The sequence below is a fragment of the Streptomyces sp. V3I8 genome (assembly GCF_030817535.1).
GTDB lineage: Bacteria > Actinomycetota > Actinomycetes > Streptomycetales > Streptomycetaceae > Streptomyces.
The window spans coordinates 3563605-3577831 of record NZ_JAUSZL010000002.1 but is presented as its reverse complement, the minus strand read 5'-3'; the positions used below and the strand labels follow the sequence as shown (position 1 = coordinate 3577831).

The following is a 14227-nucleotide window of genomic DNA, read 5'->3' as shown; positions in this document are numbered from 1 at the left end:
CGGTGGCCCTGACCTGCGTGGATACCTTCACGAAAGGGCGTAGGTCACATTCTGGGGGAGATTCGGTCGCGGAACGGCCCGGAGCCCCGGTCGGTACGGGACTCCGGGCCGCGTCGTTCACCCTGCGTTCGGCTCCGGTCACGGGGAGCGCGTTCCGGGGTCTAGCTCAGGCGCTCCAGGACCATCGCCATGCCCTGGCCGCCGCCCACGCACATCGTCTCCAGGCCGAACTGCTTGTCGTGGAACTGGAGGGAATTGATGAGCGTGCCGGTGATGCGGGCGCCGGTCATGCCGAAGGGGTGGCCGACCGCGATGGCGCCGCCGTTCACGTTCAGCTTCTCCAGCGGGATCCCGAGGTCGCGGTAGGAGGGGATCACCTGGGCGGCGAACGCCTCGTTGATCTCGAAGAGGTCGATGTCGGCGACGCTCAGGCCGGCGCGGGAGAGCGCCTGCTTCGACGCCTCCACCGGGCCGAGGCCCATGATCTCGGGGGAGAGCCCGGTGACGCCGGTCGAGACGATCCGGGCCAGCGGGGTCAGGCCGAGCTCGCGGGCCTTCGTGTCGGACATGATCACCAGGGCGGCGGCGCCGTCGTTCAGGGGGCAGCAGTTGCCGGCCGTGACCATGCCGTCGGGGCGGAAGACGGGCTTGAGGCCCTGGACGCCGTCCAGGGTGACGCCGGCGCGCGGACCGTCGTCCTTGCCGACGACCGTGCCGTCCGGCGTCGTCACCGGGGTGATCTCGCGCTCCCAGAAGCCGTTCTTGATGGCCTCCTCGGCGAGGTTCTGCGAGCGGACGCCGAACTCGTCCATGTCCTGGCGGGTGACGCCCTTGATGCGGGCGAGGTTCTCCGCGGTCTGGCCCATCGCGATGTACGCGTCCGGGACGAGGCCGTCCTCGCGCGGGTCGTGCCAGGACGCGCCCTCGCTCGCGGCGACCTCCGCGGTGCGGGCCTGCGCCTGGGCGAAGAACGGGTTGCGGGTGTCCGGAAGGCTGTCGGAGCTGCCCTTGGCGAAGCGCGAGACCATCTCCACGCCCGCCGAGATGAAGACGTCGCCCTCGCCGGCCTTGATGGCGTGCAGGGCCATGCGGGTCGTCTGGAGCGAGGAGGAACAGTAGCGGGTGATCGTGCAGCCGGGGAGGTGGTCCATCCCCATCTGCACGGCGACGATGCGTCCGAGGTTGTTGCCTTGCTCGCCGCCGGGGAGGCCGCAGCCGAGCATCAGGTCCTCGATGTCCTTCGGATCGAGCTCCGGGACCTTGGCGAGGGCCGCCTGGATGATGGTGGCGGTGAGGTCGTCGGGGCGCAGGTCCTTGAGGGAGCCCTTGCCTGCGCGGCCGATGGGGGAGCGGGCGGTCGAGACGATCACGGCTTCGGGCATCTACGGCTCCATTGGCGTCGCGGGGTGGGCGGACCTGCTTGGGAAGCTACCCGTAGGTAGTGGCGAGGTCACGGGTGCGGCCGTGTGACACGGACCGCACTTTCCAAGCGCTTGCTTTGTGCTTCGCGCGGCGGGGGTCCGGGGGCGGAGCCCCCGAGGCGGTGACGGTCAGGCGGTGACGGTCAGGCGGTGACGGTCAGGCGGACGTCGGCGCCGGGTCCGTCGCCGGGACGCGCCGGCGCCGGCGCCGCTTAAGGAGGGCCCACGGTCCCCGCGGCCCCGTGGGCATCGCCGCCGCCACCTCCGTGCCCGGCTCCGCCGCCGCCTCCACGGCGGCCCGCGCCACCGGCAGGAACCCCTCCCGGCGGGAGACGTCCGGCCGGTCCTCCTCCGGCCACAGCCCCAGCGCCGCGCACACCGTCGGCAGCACGGCCATCGCCGCGGTCGCGTACCCCTCCGCCGAGGGGTGGTAGCTGTCGGGCCCGAACAGCTCCCGCGGATTCGCCGCGAACTCGGGCCCCAGCAGGTCGCCGAGCGACACCGTCCGCCCGCCCTGCTCGACCGTACCGATCGTCTGCGCGGCCGCCAGCTGCCGCGAGGCCCGCTTCGCGATCCACCGCAACGGCTGCTGGACCGGCTCGATGCTGCCCAGGTCGGGACAGGTGCCGACGACCACCTCGGCACCGGCGGTACGCAGTCTGCGTACCGCCGCCGACAGATGCCGGACCGACCGCGTCGCCGGCATCCGGTGCGTCACGTCGTTCGCGCCGACCATGATCACGCACACCTCGGGCACCCCGTCGGGATCCGAGAGCGCCAGCACGACCTGGCGGTCCAGGTCGTCCGACTGGGCGCCGGGCAGCGCCACGTTCCGCAGCCGCACCGGCCGCTCGGCCACCGCCGCGAGCCCGGACGCGAGCAGCGCCCCCGGTGTCTGGCGGGCCCGGTGCACGCCCTGCCCGGCCGCCGTCGAGTCACCCAGCATCGTCAGGCGCAACGGTTCCTCGGGACCGGCGTACGCGTACCCGTACAGGCCGTCCGCGCTCGGGGGATGGGGACTGCGCCCATGACCCACCTGCCGCTTCGCCAGCTGTACCTCGGCCAGCACCACTCCGACCGTCGCGGCGCCCAGCAGTCCGATACCACCGCCGCCGTACGCCGCGCCCGCGGCGATCCGCCGTGCCACCCTCGCCCTCGACAAGCTCGTCATGCGAAGCCGCCACCTCCTTGTAGCCGTACACCACTTCCTTGCCCCGTACAGACGGTCGGCCAATCTCAACGCGGTGTGAACGCCCAGTAGGGGGCTTAGGGTGACGGAACCATCCCGACCATTCCTTTTGCAGCTCCGGAGACAACGGTGCAATTCCACGACTCGATGATCAGTCTCGTCGGCAACACCCCGCTGGTGAGGCTCAACAGCGTGACCGCCGGCATCCAGGCGACCGTCCTCGCGAAGGTCGAGTACTTCAACCCCGGCGGCTCCGTGAAGGACCGCATCGCCCTGCGCATGATCGAGGCCGCCGAGAAGAGCGGCGCCCTTCGGCCGGGCGGCACGATCGTCGAGCCGACCAGCGGCAACACGGGTGTGGGTCTTGCCATCGTGGCCCAGACGAAGGGCTACAAGTGCATCTTCGTGTGCCCCGACAAGGTGAGCACCGACAAGATCAACGTGCTGCGCGCGTACGGCGCCGAGGTCGTCGTCTGCCCGACGGCGGTCGACCCCGAGCACCCCGACTCGTACTACAACGTCTCCGACCGGCTGGTGCGCGAGACGCCCGGGGCCTGGAAGCCCGACCAGTACTCCAACCCCGACAATCCCGCCTCGCACTATCACTCCACCGGCCCTGAACTGTGGGAGCAGACGGAGGGGCGGATCACCCACTTCGTCACCGGCGTGGGGACCGGCGGCACCATCTCCGGGACCGGGCGGTACCTGAAGGACGCCAGCGAGGGCCGGGTCCAGGTCGTCGGTGCCGACCCCGAGGGGTCCGTCTACTCCGGCGGCTCCGGGCGCCCGTACCTCGTCGAGGGCGTCGGTGAGGACTTCTGGCCGACCGCGTACGACCGGACGGTCGCGGACGAGATCGTCGCGGTCTCCGACAAGGACTCCTTCCAGATGACCCGGCGCCTGGCCAAGGAGGAGGGCCTGCTCGTCGGCGGCTCCTGCGGGATGGCCGTCGTGGCCGCGCTGCGGGTCGCCGAACGGCTCGGCCCGGACGACGTGGTGGTCGTCCTCCTCCCCGACAGCGGTCGCGGCTACCTCAGCAAGATCTTCAACGACGAGTGGATGGCCGACTACGGCTTCCTGGAGGACGAGGGCCCCAGCGCCCGCGTCGCCGACGTCCTCAGCGACAAGGTGCACGGGGCCATCCCGTCCCTCGTCCACATGCACCCCGACGAGACCGTCGGCGAGGCGATCGAGGTGCTGCGCGAGTACGGCGTCTCGCAGATGCCCATCGTGAAGCCGGGCGCCGGCCACCCGGACGTGATGGCCGCCGAGGTGGTGGGCTCCGTGGTCGAGCGGGAACTGCTCGACGCGCTGTTCACCCAGCGGGCCTCGCTCACCGACCCGCTGGAGAAGCACATGTCGGCGCCGCTGCCGCAGGTCGGCTCCGGTGAGCCGCTGGGCGACCTGATGACCGTGCTCGGCGGCGCCGACGCGGCGATGGTCCTCGTCGAGGGCAGGCCGACCGGGGTCGTCAGCCGGCAGGACCTGCTGTCCTTCCTGGCCAAGGGCGGACGGCAGTAGGACGTCCGGTGCACCGCGCGCACCGGGAACGAACGTCCGGTGCGCGCGGTCACGGCGGAACTTCGTGGAAGTGGTACGAGCGCGTCACGTCCACGCAGCACACGCTTAACACGCGTCCGGCACATTGGTGGATGTCGGCAAGGGCGGGAGCGGCTCCCCGCCCCGGCCGGCACCCAAACGGCGCCAAGGACCTCCGGAGCGGCTCCCGGACCTCCATGGACGCCACGGATGCGGAGCCCGGCCCTGACCCGGCCCGCGTCCCTCGCGGGGACCGCCGTCGTCCCGCCCCCCGGCAACGGGGGTGCGGCGGTCCCCGCGCAAGCTTCCCCGAAGGGCCCGGTACCGGATCGGTACCGGGCCCTTCGGTGCGCTCACGGTGCAGGGCTCACGGGCCGAAGCCCACGGATCCGTGCTCACCGGCCCGTGCTCACCAGTCCGAGTCGGGGTCCGACTTCTTCCGGCGGCGGCCGAAGAGGTTCGGCGAGAAGCGCGCGGCCTGGACCACGTTGACCCCGACGATGCCCGCCCAGGCGACCAGGAGGCCGGGCAGCTCCGCGACACCGCCGCCGATCGCGGACAGGGGGACCGCGAGGACGAGGGAGACGATCCCGAACCCGAAGCGTTCACCCCAGGAGTCCGAGGACCCCTTCGGGGAACGCGCGTCACGGGCCGCCACCATCTGCTGTTCCGCGAGCTGGCGGCGCACCTGGCGGTCGACCGCGCCGTCCATGCGCTGCTCGACCTTCTCCAGGAACGAGTCGACCAGGGCGGACTCGTACTCCTCGCCCAGTTCCCTGCGGATGTGCAGGGTGGCGTCGAGTTCCTTCTTGAGTTCGGCGTCGCGGGCTTCCATACCGGTCATGGGCTCAACGGTAGGCAGCCGCACCGCGCTTGGCACGGGGGATAGCCCCCCTGTCCACGCTGGGCCGTTCCCCACCCGGCGGCGCGCGGACGCGTACGCGCGGAGCTGATCCCTTGCCCGGCTGCATATTGTCATGCAGAGTTCTCCCTGACTGAATAGCTGCCGAGACCGAGAGGAGTTCCCGCTCTATGTCATCTCGGTACGCGGAGTCGTCCCGGTACGCGGAGGCGCCGGGTGCGGTGACGACCGGACTCGTGGTGCTGGACGGCTACAGCACGGGCGTCGCCGACGTCGTACGCCTCGCCGAGGGGACCGCCCGGCCCGTTCCCGGCACCGAGGCGATGAAGCGGGTCGAGGAGTCCTGGGACGCCGCCCGGCAGATCGCCGCCACCGGCCGGGTGTACGGGCGCTCCACCGGGGTCGGCGCCAACCGCAACGAGGACGTGCCCACCGAGGCGGCGGCCGAGCACGGTCTGCGCCTGCTGCGCAGCCACGCGGGGGCCATCGGGCAGGAGCTGCCCGCCCGCGAGGTGCGGGCGATGCTCGCCGTACGGGCCAACCAGCTCCTCGCGGGCGGGGCGGGCCTGCGCCCCAGCGTCGTCACGGCGCTGTGCGAGGCGCTGGAGACGGGGGCGCACCCCGTCGTGAACGAGTTCGGCTCGGTGGGCACCGGCGACATCGCGGCCCTGGCCCAGGTGGGGCTGGCCCTGGCGGGCGAGCACCCGTGGCGGGACGCGGCGGGCCGCCCGGCGGGCGTGCGGGCGCCCGAGCCGCAGCCGCTCGACAACAACGACGCCCTCGCGCTCATCAGCAGCAACGCCCTCACCCTCGGCCAGTCGGCGCTCGCGCTCCACGAACTGCGCGGGCTCATCGGGGCCACGCAGGTCGTCGCCGCGCTGTCCCTCGTCGCGGTCGACGGCTCCCACGAGGCGTACGCGGCGCCCGTGCACGCCGCCCGGCCGCACCGCGGGTCGAGCGAGGTGGCCCGGCGGATGCGGGAGCTGATCGGCGCGGCCGACCACCCGACCCCGCCGCTCGGCCGCATCCAGGACCCGTACGGCTTCCGGTGCCTGCCGCAGATCCACGGCCCCGCCCACGACGCGGCCGACGCCCTGGAGGGGGTCCTCACCGTCGAGATCAACGCGGCCGCCGAGAACCCGCTGATCTGCGCCGCCGACATGGCCGCCTACCACCACGGCGGCTTCTACCAGGCCCAACTGGCGCTCGCCCTGGACCACTTCCGGCTCTCCCTCACCCAGGTGGCCCGGCTGTCGACCTCCCGTCTGTCCACCCTCAACGAACCCGCCTACACCCGGCTGCGCCCCTTCCTCGCCGACCACGAGCCCGCCTCCTCCGGCGTGATGATCCTGGAGTACGCCGCCGGGGCCGCCCTCGGTGACCTGCGGGCCTTCTCCGCGCCCGCCTCGCTCGGCCATGCCGTCCTCTCCCGGGGCGTCGAGGAGCAGGCGAGTTTCGCCTCGCTCGCCGCTCGTCAGACCCTGCGCGCGTGCGACGCGTACCGTCTCGTGGTCGGCTGCGAACTCGTCGCCGCCGTACGGGCCCTGCGCCAGCGCGGGCTGCGTCCCGATCCGGAACTGCCGGTCGGCGGGGCGCTGGAGATCGCCGAGTCGGTGCTCGACGCGGACGCGGCCGACCGGCCGCTCACGGACGACGTGACGGCGGCGGCCGCACTGCTCGACCGGTTCACGGACATCTGGAGGGGGAGCGCGGCATGAGCGGGGACGGGAGCACGGGCGTGAATGTGGGCATGGACACGGACATGGAGACGGGCGCGGACGACACGGTGGGCACGGGCGGCGAAAGTGCGGACAGCGGGAGCACGCGGGGCGGCGCGGGTGTGGGCGGGGGACCCGCCGGGCGGCTGCAGTCGCTCTTCGAGGGGCACCGGCTGACCCCCACCCAGCGGCGCATCGCCCACAGCATGGTCCGCCGGGCCGCCGACGTGCCGTTCCTGTCGAGCGTGGAGCTCGCCGAACTGGCCGGTGTCAGCCAGCCCTCCGTCACCCGCTTCGCCGTCGCCCTCGGCTTCGACGGCTACCCCGCGCTGCGCAGGCACCTGCGCGAGGTCGCCCCGGCCGAACCCGCCGCGGACACCGGCTCGTACAACGAGTACCAGCAGGCCGTCGAGGCCGAGATCGAGAATCTCCGCCACCTCGCCGCCGTGCTGGCGGACCCGCGCCCCGTCGAGCGGGCGGGCCGACTCCTGGCCGCCTCGCGCCCTCTGCCGGTGCTCGGGCTGCGGGCGGCGGCGTCCCAGGCGTACGGCTTCGCGTACTTCGCCGCCAAGGTCCATCCGGACGTACGGCTGCTGCACGAGGGCGGCACCATGGTGCACGACCGGATCGACGCGGCGGTGCGCGCCGGGGCGAGCACGCTGCTGTGCTTCGCGCTGCCGCGCCACCCGCGGGAGGTCGTGGACACCCTCGCGTACGCCAAGGAGGCCGGGCTGACCGTCGTCACCGTCGCGGACTCGGCGTTCGCCCCGGTCGCCAAGGTGTCCGACCTGCTGCTGCCCGCCGCCGTCGGGACGGGCCTCGCCTTCGACACGGCCTGCGCGCCGATGCTGCTGGGGCGCGTCCTGCTGGAGGCGATGTGCGACGGGCTGCCCGACGCCCAGGCGCGCCTGGAGGAGTTCGACGCGCGGGCCGCGGCGCGGGGGCTGTTCGTGGAGTAGCGGCGTCCGGAGATCTTCGGCGCTCTCTCAGACTCGTCTCACCTTCGGCCGCTAATCTGCCGTCGGTTACAGGCGTCTGGTGAGGAGGCGGATCGTGGCGCGCGGAGGGCAGGGACTGGCTCGGGTGGCCGTCGTCGTACGGGCCGGAGCGGCACCGCTGGGATGGCTCGGGGTCGTCGCGGCGGGCGTGGGCGTACTGGTGCCCGGGATCACGGGGCGGCGGATCGGGGTGCTGGCGGGTGCCGCGCTCTTCCTGATCACGGCGGTGGCCGTCCTGCTGACCCGGCGCGGGCGGTACAGGGCACTCGCCCGGGGCGCCGCCCGCGCGAGCAAGCACGACGTGCTCCAGGACCGGGCCGTGTCCGTACGCAACTGGCGCCGCGGGCACCGGTGGTGGGCGCTGCTGGCCTTCGCCGCGGCACTCGGGTCGGCCTTCGCCGTGCCGGCCGCCGGCGGGATGCTGCTCGCCGGCGCCGGGGTGGGGCTCCGTCTCAAGGCGGCCTGGATCGGCCGGCTGGAGCGTTCCGCCGAGTCGCTCCTGTGGGTCCGGGTCGACTGGCTCGGGCGGGGCGCGGGTGTTCCGGCGGGCAAGCGGGTCAAGGGCTACCGTGCCACCGGGATCGCCGCGGGTGACGCCGCGCCCGGTGGGGCGCGGCGCCGGGGCGGGGTCCTGGTCTGATCCCTCTCGGACCACTCCCCGCCGGACCCGTCAGACCTCCAGGTCGCTCTCGATCCGCTTCAGCTGGTGGCGGGCCATGGCCAGGTTGGAGCGTTTGGCGTCGAGCACCAGGTAGAGGAAGAGCCCGTTGCCGCCGCGGCCCTTGAGCAGCCGGATCAGGTGGTACTGGTCGGACAGGGTGATGAGGATGTCCTCGATCTCGCCCTTGAGGCCCAGATGCTCCATGGTGCGGATCTTGGCGCGGACGACGTCGGTGTTGCCCGCCGCGGCGACCGTGAGGTCGAAGCCCTTGCTGCCGCCGATCGTGCCCAGCGCCATGCCGGTGGTGTAGTCGACGAGAGCGGCGCCGGTCGCACCCTCGATGGAGGCCAGAGCCTCTTTCAGTGCGGTTTCGGTGTTGGCCATGGTCGTGCCTGTCCTTTCGGTGCGATGAACCGTGCTCAGTGGCTTTCGCCGGTCGGTTCGGTGATGGTGCGCGCGGTGCGCGCGGTTCTGGTCCGGGGCGCGGCGGGCTTCAGGGCGGGCCGCGCCGCCGGGGCCGGCCGGTCCTCGACGGCCGCCTCGACGAGTTCGCCGATCCGGGTGCCGGCGCGGCGCCCCTCGAGGTGCAGCCGGCCGACGTTCGCGCGGTCGCCGGCCAGCAGGGTCAGGACGGCGGAGGGTCCCGCCGCGTAGGTCGCCAGGTAGCCGTGCTCGCCGCGCAGCAGCAGCTCACGGAAGTCGCCCCGGTCGGTCGCGTCCGCCATGCGCAGGGCGACCCCCAGCGCGGCGGCGGTGAGCGCGGCCAGCCCCTCCGGCTCCACGCCCGGAGTGTCCTGGGCCAGCACCAGACCGTCGACGCTGGCCGCGAGCGCACCGGTGAGCTGGGGGACCCGGGCCCGCAGCCGGTGCAGTTCGTCGCGCACTTCTGCCTCGGCCGCCATCAGTTGTCTCCTCTCGGCACGCTGTCGGAGCGCGCGGATCACAGGGCCTCCAGTGCGTCTCTGAGCCGGCGCAGCAGGGCCACGTCGGGTTCCGCCGACGCCTGCGCGGCCCGCGCCGCCTGCGCGCTGGCGGTGGAGACGAGCGCGGTGGAGACGGGGGACGCGGCGGGTACGGCGGTCTCCGGTGCCCTTACCTCGACCGTCCGCGCGCGCGTCGTCACGATTCCGGCGGCCGCCAGCCGGCGGACGTCGACCAGGGTGTGGAATCCCGGACGGCCCAGGACCAGCGAGATGTCCGCCGCGGTCCGGACCCCGTCCACCTGGTCGAGGACCGTGCGCTGACGCGGCGGGAGGACCGCGTCGACGGCACGGCCGGTACGGACGAGCTCCGCGGTGTCCGAGTCGGCGTCCGGCCAGATGCGGTGCAGCAGCGCGCGGCGCCGCAGCGTCTCGCGCTCCACCGCGTCCACGCTCACCGGGCGTACCGGACCGATCCAGTGCGCGACCCCGTACCGGAAGCGCGCCGGGCCGCTGCTCGTACCGAGCGTGAAGAACGCCGCGTCGTACAGCGCCCCCAGATGGCACAGCTCCAGGGCGCCCGCGGCCAGCTGCCCGCTGTCCACCAGGAACCGGCCGACCCGGTGCTCGGGCCCCGCCTGCGAGACCGCCTCCCACCAGCCCTCGGAACCCAGCGCCCCACGGCTGGTGAGCAGGACGTCGAGTCCCGGTGTCGCGGGACTCTCGGCGTGCACCACCTGGCCCTCGACCAGGTACAGCACTCCGCGTTCCCGCGTCAGGACGCCGGTGGCGTGCTCCTCCGCGAGACGGCCGAGCATGGGGCTGAGCGCGGGCGGCGCCGCGGCCCGCAGGCCCTCGCGGTCCAGGGGACCGTGGTCGGATCTGCTCAGTTCCGGCAGGGGGGTCGCCTCCATCGTGGTCACCCCACCACCAGCCGTTCCGCCATCTCGCCCAGGCGTATGCGGGCCAGTGCGAGATTGCCGTCGGAACGTCCCAGCCACAGATGCAGGAACACACTGCTGTCGAAGGTCGTCCGGACGAAACGCAGGACGTGGTAGCTGTCCCTGTTGCTGATGATCAGGTCTTCCACCGGCGGCTGCCCGCCGGACCAGTCGGCTCCTTCCCCGGGCGCGAAGGCCTTGTGCTCGGCGGCGAGCCGGGCGAGTTCCGCCGCCTCGGCCGCGGTGGCCTCGTGGTCCCCGTTCGGTGAGTCCCCGACCGTGCCCAGAGCCAGTCCGCTGGTCCAGTCGACCACCGAGGCACCCCGGGCTCCGGGGAGTCTCATGGCCTCCAGCAGGCACTCGTCGATTCCGGGCACGGTGCTTCCCTCCCGTCCGTCGGTGGTTCAGCTGAGTGACGCCGAAGCTACGCAACGTGTGCGCGACGAGTGAGAGATAGGGCATTTTCCTGTGGAACATGCCGCTTGCCGGCTAGTGTGGGTCGATTGCCCAGTCGATAATCAGACCTTCCGGCTTTTTCGGGTAGGGGTGCGTCGATGTTCCGGTCGGCGCGCAGACCTCAGAACGCGCCGGTCAGCGCCTCCACGTGCGCCCCTCCCGACTCCGCCACAATCTCGGCGGGCGTCTGCTCCGTGCGGACCACCGCGAACCGCACGCCGCCCGACCCGTCCGGACCGAAACCGTGGATGCCGGGCCGCGCCAGCGAGTTGTAGCCGTAGTGATGGGCGAAGTAGTACGCCCCGGTGTCCAGCGCGGCCGCGTAGTCGCCCTGTTCGAGCCGTGGCATCGACCGGCCCTCCGCCAGCAGGTCGCCCGCGAAGCAGGCGGGCCCCGCCACGTCCTGCACCACGTCGGGCCCCGCCTTCGGCCGCCCCTCGGCGTCGTACGCAGCCACCCTGAGCGGCCACGACTGCGGCGCGTACACCGTGCGGGCCGCCACCTGCACCCCGGCGTGCGTCACCGCGACGGCCCGCCCGCCCGCCGACTTGGCGTACTCGACCCGCGCCAGCACGACCCCGTGCTTGGCGAGCAGCGACCGCCCGAACTCCGTGACCAGTCCGTACCGCCCGTCGAAGAGCCCCGGCACGGTCGACGCCAGGAGCCGCGCGTACTGCTCGTACGTGGGCGTGTGGGCGTCCGAACCGAAGTTCACCGGCAGCCCGCCGCCGATGTCGAGCGTGTCGATCTGCCGCCGCCCGGCCCGCCCGTTGATCTCCTCCGCGAGCCCGTACGCCTCGGCCACCCCACGTGCCATCAGCTCCAGCGGCACCCCCTGCGAACCGGAGTGCGTGTGCAGCCGGGTCAGCCACGGCCGGTCCAGGTACGCCCGCACGACCCACTCGCGCGCCCCCTCGTCCCGCAGCGCGACCCCGAACTTCGAGGTGGCCGTCGCCGTGGACAGCGCCCCGATCGAACCTCCGCCGACCTGCGGGTTCACCCTCATCCCCACGGGCGAGCGGGTCGGCGCCGAACCCACCAACGCGTCCAGGCGCGCCAGTTCCTGGGGGTTGTCCGCGTTGAGCGCGATGCCCAGCGCCAGGGCTTCCCGCAGTTCGGAGAGGGTCTTCGCGGGTGAGTCGAGGACCGTACGGGCCGGCGGCACCCCGGCCGCGCGGGCGAGGGCCAGCTCGCCCGGGCTCGCGACCTCCATGCCGATGCCCTCGCGGTGCAGCAGGCGCAGCACCGGCACGAGCGGGGTCGCCTTCACCGCGAACGCGTGCAGTACGGGGGTGCCCGGTGCGCTCACCGCGTCGAAGGCGGCCCGCAGGGCCGCCGCGGAGGCGCGGATGCCGGTGGTGTCGAGGAGCGCGACGAGGGGGGTGCCGGGGCCGACCAGTCCCTGCTCGACGGCCGCGCGAACGGCCTGGTCCCGCCGCGCGGCCCCTGCCGTGTCCGTGTCCCCGTCGGGTCGGTCGTCCGCCATGTCCCGGTCCCGGGCATCTGTGTCGTATGCAGCCATGCATCCAGCCAAACACCCGTGCGGTGCCCGTGCTGGCCCCGGGGGGTATTGACTAGCTCTATTCAGAAGCTCAGGATGTGAATATCCACTGTGCCGCTTCGCCAGGAGGCAGACCATGTCAGGACCACGCCCCGTCCGAGCACCGCGAGGTACCGAACTGAGCGCCCTGGGATGGCAGCAGGAGGCCGCCCTGCGGATGCTGCAGAACAACCTCGACCCCGAGGTCGCCGAGCATCCCGACCAGCTCGTCGTCTACGGCGGCACCGGCAAGGCGGCCCGCGACTGGCGCTCCTTCGACGCCATGGTCCGTACGCTGCGGACCCTGAAGCAGGACGAGACGATGCTCGTCCAGTCCGGCCGGCCGGTCGGCGTCATGCAGACCCACGAGTGGGCGCCACGTGTCCTCATCGCCAACTCCAACCTGGTCGGCGACTGGGCGAACTGGGAGGAGTTCCGCCGCCTGGAGGCCCTCGGCCTCACCATGTACGGGCAGATGACCGCCGGCTCATGGATCTACATCGGCACCCAGGGCATCCTCCAGGGCACCTACGAGACCTTCTCCGCCGTCGCCGCGAAGAAGTTCGGCGGGACGCTCGCCGGGACCATCACCCTGACGGCCGGACTCGGCGGCATGGGCGGCGCCCAGCCGCTCGCCGTGACCATGAACGACGGCGTCGCGATCTGTGTCGACGTCGACCCGCGCGCCATCGAGCGCCGTATCGAGCACCGGTACCTGGACGTGCGCGCCGACTCCCTGGAGCACGCCCTCCAGCTCGCCGTCGAGGCCCGCGACGCGCGCCGCCCGCTCTCCATCGGCCTGCTCGGCAACGCCGCCGACCTGCTGCCCCGGATGCTCGCCGAGGGCGCCCCGGTCGACATCGTGACCGACCAGACCTCGGCCCACGACCCGCTGGCCTACCTGCCCTCCGGCGTCGACCTCGACGACATGGCCGCGTACGCCGCCAAGGACCCGGCCGGCTTCACCACCCGGGCCCGCGAGTCCATGGCCCGGCACGTGGAGGCCATGGTGGGCTTCATGGACGCCGGCGCCGAGGTCTTCGACTACGGCAACTCCATCCGGGGCGAGGCGCAACTCGCCGGGTACGAGCGCGCCTTCGCCTTCCCCGGTTTCGTGCCCGCCTACATCCGGCCGCTGTTCTCCGAGGGCAGGGGTCCCTTCCGCTGGGCCGCCCTGTCCGGTGAGGCGTCCGACATCCACAAGACCGACAAGGCGATCCTCGACCTCTTCCCGGAGAACGAGTCCGTCCAGAACGCGTCCCTCCATCGCTGGATCAAGCTGGCCGGCGAGCGCGTCCACTTCCAGGGGCTGCCCGCGCGGATCTGCTGGCTCGGCTACGGGGAGCGCGACAGGGCGGGCGAGCGCTTCAACGACATGGTCGCCTCGGGCGAGCTGGCGGCCCCGCTGGCCATCGGTCGCGACCACCTCGACTGCGGCTCCGTCGCCTCCCCGTACCGTGAGACCGAGGCCATGCTCGACGGTTCGGACGCGATCGCCGACTGGCCGCTGCTGAACGCGATGGTGAACGTGGCCTCCGGCGCGTCCTGGGTGTCCATCCACCACGGCGGCGGTGTGGGCATGGGGCGCTCCCTCCACGCGGGACAGGTGACGGTGGCCGACGGCACGCGGCTCGCCGGGGAGAAGATCCGGCGCGTGCTGACGAACGACCCGGGGATGGGCGTCATCCGGCATGTCGACGCCGGGTACGACATCGCGGAGTCGGTCGCCGACGAGCGGGGCGTGCGCATTCCCATGCGGGAGGGCGAGTGAGCGCGCCGTCGCCCGACGGGGGCGCCGCCCCCGGGCCCGGCCAGGGGCTCCGCCCCCGGACCCCGGACTTCCGGACCTCCGACCCCCGGACCTCCGACCCCCGGACCTCCGACCCCCGGACCTCCGACCCCCGGACCTCCGACCCCCGGACCCCCGATGGGTCTGGACGGCCTCGTCCTCGGACGCCGGACGGGCCGGCCGGGGCCGGCCT

At 73.0% G+C, this 14227-nt stretch carries 13 protein-coding genes; 5 read left to right on the top strand and 8 right to left on the bottom strand.

Going from position 1 to position 14227, the window contains the following annotated elements:
- Window positions 1-161 precede the first annotated feature (161 nt).
- Window positions 162-1382 carry an acetyl-CoA C-acetyltransferase gene (locus QFZ75_RS15610; protein WP_307537461.1) on the bottom strand — a complete coding sequence of 407 codons (1221 nt, stop codon included), beginning with the start codon at window positions 1380-1382 and terminating at the stop codon, window positions 162-164.
- A 196-nt stretch (window positions 1383-1578) separates the two neighbouring features.
- Entirely contained in the window at window positions 1579-2592 is a 1014-nt protein-coding gene (locus QFZ75_RS15605) for an SGNH/GDSL hydrolase family protein (protein ID WP_307537460.1), read from the bottom strand.
- A 147-nt stretch (window positions 2593-2739) separates the two neighbouring features.
- Between QFZ75_RS15605 and QFZ75_RS15600 the strand changes: the two genes are divergently transcribed.
- Entirely contained in the window at window positions 2740-4131 is a 1392-nt protein-coding gene (locus tag QFZ75_RS15600) for a cystathionine beta-synthase (protein ID WP_307537459.1), read from the top strand.
- A 427-nt stretch (window positions 4132-4558) separates the two neighbouring features.
- Here QFZ75_RS15600 and QFZ75_RS15595 read toward each other — a convergent pair whose 3' ends face one another.
- A complete protein-coding gene (locus tag QFZ75_RS15595) occupies window positions 4559-4984 on the bottom strand; it encodes a hypothetical protein (RefSeq protein WP_307544513.1) in 426 nt (141 codons plus the stop codon).
- A gap of 197 nt (window positions 4985-5181) precedes the next feature.
- Between QFZ75_RS15595 and QFZ75_RS15590 the strand changes: the two genes are divergently transcribed.
- The 3 genes from QFZ75_RS15590 (at window position 5182) to QFZ75_RS15580 (ending at window position 8367) form a co-directional block, all read left to right on the top strand.
- A complete protein-coding gene (locus QFZ75_RS15590; RefSeq protein WP_307537457.1) occupies window positions 5182-6729 on the top strand; it encodes an aromatic amino acid ammonia-lyase in 1548 nt (515 codons plus the stop codon).
- A gap of 44 nt (window positions 6730-6773) precedes the next feature.
- Window positions 6774-7688, top strand: a complete 915-nt coding sequence (locus QFZ75_RS15585) for a MurR/RpiR family transcriptional regulator (protein WP_373466045.1) — start codon at window positions 6774-6776, stop codon at window positions 7686-7688.
- A gap of 94 nt (window positions 7689-7782) precedes the next feature.
- On the top strand, window positions 7783-8367 hold the full coding sequence (locus QFZ75_RS15580; RefSeq protein ID WP_307537453.1) for a hypothetical protein: 585 nt from the start codon (window positions 7783-7785) through the stop codon (window positions 8365-8367).
- A 30-nt stretch (window positions 8368-8397) separates the two neighbouring features.
- On the opposite strand, the gene QFZ75_RS15575 is transcribed toward QFZ75_RS15580, so the two are convergent.
- The 5 genes from QFZ75_RS15575 to QFZ75_RS15555 form a co-directional block, all read right to left on the bottom strand.
- A complete protein-coding gene (locus tag QFZ75_RS15575; protein ID WP_307537451.1) occupies window positions 8398-8772 on the bottom strand; it encodes a hypothetical protein in 375 nt (124 codons plus the stop codon).
- Between the two features lie 35 nt (window positions 8773-8807).
- Window positions 8808-9290, bottom strand: coding sequence for a roadblock/LC7 domain-containing protein (locus QFZ75_RS15570; RefSeq protein WP_307537449.1), 483 nt, complete (start codon window positions 9288-9290; stop codon window positions 8808-8810).
- A 38-nt stretch (window positions 9291-9328) separates the two neighbouring features.
- Window positions 9329-10126 (bottom strand): transcriptional regulator, encoded by a 798-nt coding sequence (locus tag QFZ75_RS15565; protein ID WP_307544511.1) that lies wholly within the window; start codon window positions 10124-10126, stop codon window positions 9329-9331.
- A gap of 101 nt (window positions 10127-10227) precedes the next feature.
- Window positions 10228-10626 carry a hypothetical protein gene (locus QFZ75_RS15560; protein WP_307537447.1) on the bottom strand — a complete coding sequence of 133 codons (399 nt, stop codon included), beginning with the start codon at window positions 10624-10626 and terminating at the stop codon, window positions 10228-10230.
- Between the two features lie 200 nt (window positions 10627-10826).
- Window positions 10827-12191, bottom strand: coding sequence for a diaminopimelate decarboxylase (locus tag QFZ75_RS15555; RefSeq protein ID WP_307537445.1), 1365 nt, complete (start codon window positions 12189-12191; stop codon window positions 10827-10829).
- Window positions 12192-12342: 151 nt separating this feature from the next.
- Here QFZ75_RS15555 and hutU point away from each other — a divergent pair, with 151 nt between their 5' ends.
- Window positions 12343-14016: a urocanate hydratase gene (hutU, locus tag QFZ75_RS15550; RefSeq protein WP_307537443.1), complete on the top strand. Its 1674-nt coding sequence runs from the start codon at window positions 12343-12345 to the stop codon at window positions 14014-14016.
- Window positions 14017-14227: the final 211 nt, after the last annotated feature.

Excerpts from the sequence above, each read along its gene's own strand:
- QFZ75_RS15585 (WP_373466045.1), top strand. The coding sequence starts at position 6,774 with ATGGAGACGGGCGCGGACGACACGGTGGGCACGGGCGGCGAAAGTGCG.
- QFZ75_RS15565 (WP_307544511.1), bottom strand. The coding sequence starts at position 10,126 with ATGCTCGGCCGTCTCGCGGAGGAGCACGCCACCGGCGTCCTGACGCGG.
- hutU (WP_307537443.1), top strand. The coding sequence starts at position 12,343 with ATGTCAGGACCACGCCCCGTCCGAGCACCGCGAGGTACCGAACTGAGC.
- QFZ75_RS15575 (WP_307537451.1), bottom strand. The coding sequence starts at position 8,772 with ATGGCCAACACCGAAACCGCACTGAAAGAGGCTCTGGCCTCCATCGAG.
- QFZ75_RS15610 (WP_307537461.1), bottom strand. The coding sequence starts at position 1,382 with ATGCCCGAAGCCGTGATCGTCTCGACCGCCCGCTCCCCCATCGGCCGC.
- QFZ75_RS15555 (WP_307537445.1), bottom strand. The coding sequence starts at position 12,191 with ATGGCGGACGACCGACCCGACGGGGACACGGACACGGCAGGGGCCGCG.
- QFZ75_RS15595 (WP_307544513.1), bottom strand. The coding sequence starts at position 4,984 with ATGGAAGCCCGCGACGCCGAACTCAAGAAGGAACTCGACGCCACCCTG.
- QFZ75_RS15590 (WP_307537457.1), top strand. The coding sequence starts at position 5,182 with ATGTCATCTCGGTACGCGGAGTCGTCCCGGTACGCGGAGGCGCCGGGT.
- QFZ75_RS15570 (WP_307537449.1), bottom strand. The coding sequence starts at position 9,290 with ATGGCGGCCGAGGCAGAAGTGCGCGACGAACTGCACCGGCTGCGGGCC.
- QFZ75_RS15605 (WP_307537460.1), bottom strand. The coding sequence starts at position 2,592 with ATGACGAGCTTGTCGAGGGCGAGGGTGGCACGGCGGATCGCCGCGGGC.